Annotated in this window: 2 protein-coding genes and 1 other RNA gene; 2 read left to right on the top strand and 1 reads right to left on the bottom strand. The window is 64.0% G+C overall.

Features of this window, described 5'->3' with window-relative positions:
• The first annotated feature begins 343 nt into the window (after positions 1-343).
• Together D7W81_RS40700 and D7W81_RS44495 are read left to right on the top strand one after the other, a co-directional pair.
• Entirely contained in the window at positions 344-883 is a 540-nt protein-coding gene (locus D7W81_RS40700) for a helix-turn-helix domain-containing protein (protein WP_120560683.1), read from the top strand.
• 282 nt (positions 884-1165) lie between these two features.
• Positions 1166-1690, top strand: coding sequence for a transposase (locus D7W81_RS44495; RefSeq protein ID WP_208721686.1), 525 nt, complete (start codon positions 1166-1168; stop codon positions 1688-1690).
• Between the two features lie 642 nt (positions 1691-2332).
• On the opposite strand, the gene ssrA is transcribed toward D7W81_RS44495, so the two are convergent.
• Positions 2333-2696: a transfer-messenger RNA gene (gene ssrA / locus D7W81_RS40685) on the bottom strand.
• Between the last annotated feature and the right edge of the window lie 117 nt (positions 2697-2813).

Genomic DNA, 2813 nt, shown 5'->3' with positions numbered 1-2813 from the left:
CACCCGCCCCTCTCCAGCCACACCTTTCCAGTGGACACGCCCGGCGATTGAGCGCAGGGGCCATCATGTCCTCGGACGCCCAGTGGAACAGCCGCTCGAAGGAAATGTCGTCGGCTCGGAACGGATGCCGCGGGATTCGAAGCCGTGGACAAGGCGTGAGCAAAACCCGACCTGGCCCGACAGCTCCTGGATTGCAGCTCAGTGCACCTCGCCTTCACGCTGTCGAAGCCAAGTGGAGATGGCGCGCCTGCAGCCTTCATTGCGGTCGGGGAAGGCAAAGTAGCCGCTGTCGGGTTCCACATAGGTCCCCTTTCCCCGCATTCACGGCCCGGAAGAATCCGTCGTGTCAGCCGGGTTGAAGGAGCATGACCGGACTGGCGCTGGCGAGAAGCAGCGGAGCGAGCTGAAATCCTGCTTCCGCACGACGGAGGACCGACGTTTACGTGAGAGGTGCCAGGCGGTGTTGATGACGTCCCGAGGGCGCTCCCAGCAGATTGCCGAGGACTTGGGGACGACGCCACGCAACATCCAGCGCTTCCTCGCCTGCTATCGGGCGGGAGGCTTGAGAGGGTTGAGGATTCAGTGGGCACCTGGCCGCACGCCGTTGATTCCCGAGGGACTGGCGCCATCGATTCTGGGCTGGGTCCAGCAGGGGCCAAGGGCCTGCGGCGTCAAGCGGGCGAATTGGACGCATGAAGCGCTGGCGGACTTCCTCTACCGCCAGATGGGGATTCGGGCGCGGGAGACGGCCCTGGGGGACTTCTGCCGGCGCCATGGCGTGCGTCTGTACCGGCCCACCTATCACTTCCTTCGCGCGGACGCTTCACGCCAGCAGCAGGCGCGGCTGGAGTTGAGCGAAAAAACACCAAGCGCAAGCAGGTGACATCGCCCTCTTGAGCCAGGACGAAGCGAGATTTCCCATGGTGCCGACACTGAAGGCGGCGCTGGGCGTGAAGGGAAGCCGCCCTGTCATCGACACCCGCGACTGCAAGGACGTGGTGCACACCTTCGCTTCCGCCAACCTCAACACCGCGGCCGAGACGAGCAGGCTTTACGGTAGCCGCACCCGGACGCGTCGCAAGGATGGACTCTCGAAAACAAAGCGCAAGCAGGTGGCCTTCGCCCACCACCTGCTTGACGTCGCTCGCGCCTATCCCGCCACAGCGTGGCGCAAGTCGTCCTCATCATCGACAACGCGCCCTGGCACCGCGGGCGCCCCGTGGACTGGGCTTTGCGCCGCTTCCCGCACCTCTCCCTGTACCGGCTTCCGCCCTACAGCCCTCAGCTTCAACCCATCGAACGACTGTGGCGGCCCCTGCGCCAGCGGGCCACGCACAACCTTCTCTTCGACGAGATGACCGAGTTGCAACAGGCTTGCGCTCGGGCCTGGGCTACTTCCGGACACGGTCCCACGTCGTCCTCAAGCTCTTCGGCTCGCCTTGGACAACGACCGGATTACCCGAGGCGTGAATCAGGCAGTGGGCAAAGACTCGCATGGACGACGTGGGCATCATCGTGTCCGTTCGCCCTGGATGTGTTCGCGTGCTTGAGGTGTGGAGGCAGGCGGCGGGTGTTGGCCTACGTGAAGGGAGCAGGAGGGGTGAGAGCGATTCTGAAGCACCTGGGGTTACCCACGGCGGGTGCACACCTAGCCCATGCGCGAGGGCCGCCCCAGAGCGCGTGGTGTTGAAGCTCAAGCCGCCACAGCCAGCCAAGACAGCCAAGCCCTTGCCGCGTCCCGCCTGGGAAGGCGGCTGGGCTGGCGTGTGTCTGCTGGAAATGAATGGCTTCTGCGTCGGCCCGAAGTGCTGCTCATGGGCTACCCGTCAGCGCCCCTCTCCTCTCGCACTGCTCCCGTCCGCTACGCCCAATAAGGCTCCTGTCATTCCTATGCTCATGCTCTCTTGAAACAGGGGTGCTGTATCCGCTTCATCGAAGCAGAACGCATAGTCAACCTCAAGGCAGCGTGGCGCCGCGCGCACAATCACAATCCATGCGCTGGGTCCGCGAATTGCTCAATCCGAAACGTGCACTGCATCGTGTGCATGCCGTCGGATTCAACTCGCGACGGTCTCGAACCGGAGGCAATCGCCGCGCGCCATGGGGGCTCGGTAGAGCCAACCCTTCGTCGGGTCCAGCCAGCATCCGTGGGCAGGCATCCGCACGATATTGGAGTGGCCGCGCACCTGAATAGCAGCTCGACCGGCCCGTGCCCCAGCTCCAGCTCCACGCCGCACCAGGCAGAGTCGCCTGAGGGGTATATTGAGGACCCATGCTGAAACGCGCGCCAAAACAAGAAGCCTGGCAACCCGTACTGGATTGCCAGGCTTCACTGTGGAGGCGGAGGGAATCGAACCCTCGTCCGAAAGCCGTCGGCTCTTCGACCCTACGTGCGTAGTCCGCGATTTGCTACGTCACCCGGACTCCCACGGACGGGATTCCTGATGCCGGTCCTGGAAAGATCTCGCCGCCTCGGGCCCAGGCACCCTTGGCAGCCAGTCCGCATTATGACGGCCCATCCCTACCCCACGGACCGAGAGCAGGGGGACCGCGCACTAAAGACTGCTAGTTAGGCAGCCAGCGCGAGCTCAACGTTGTCGTTGGCTTTTGTGATGTTGTCGGAAGTTTTACGAGCACCCAACAAGCTCGGCACGCGTCTCGAACGTCATTGCCCCCGTCGAAGCCAGGTCGCCCCCGGTTCGATGTACTTCATGCGGCCCCATCTGCTCCGCACTCGACCTACATTAACCGTTGAACGCCCTCCGTCAATCCTCCTGAAGCCCCGACAGGCGCTCCGGCAACATCCCCTCCCC

The sequence above is a fragment of the Corallococcus aberystwythensis genome (genome assembly GCF_003612165.1).
Classification (GTDB): Bacteria; Myxococcota; Myxococcia; order Myxococcales; family Myxococcaceae; genus Corallococcus; species Corallococcus aberystwythensis.
The sequence above is the reverse complement of the archived record's forward strand: the minus strand, read 5'-3'. Positions and strand labels throughout refer to the sequence as shown.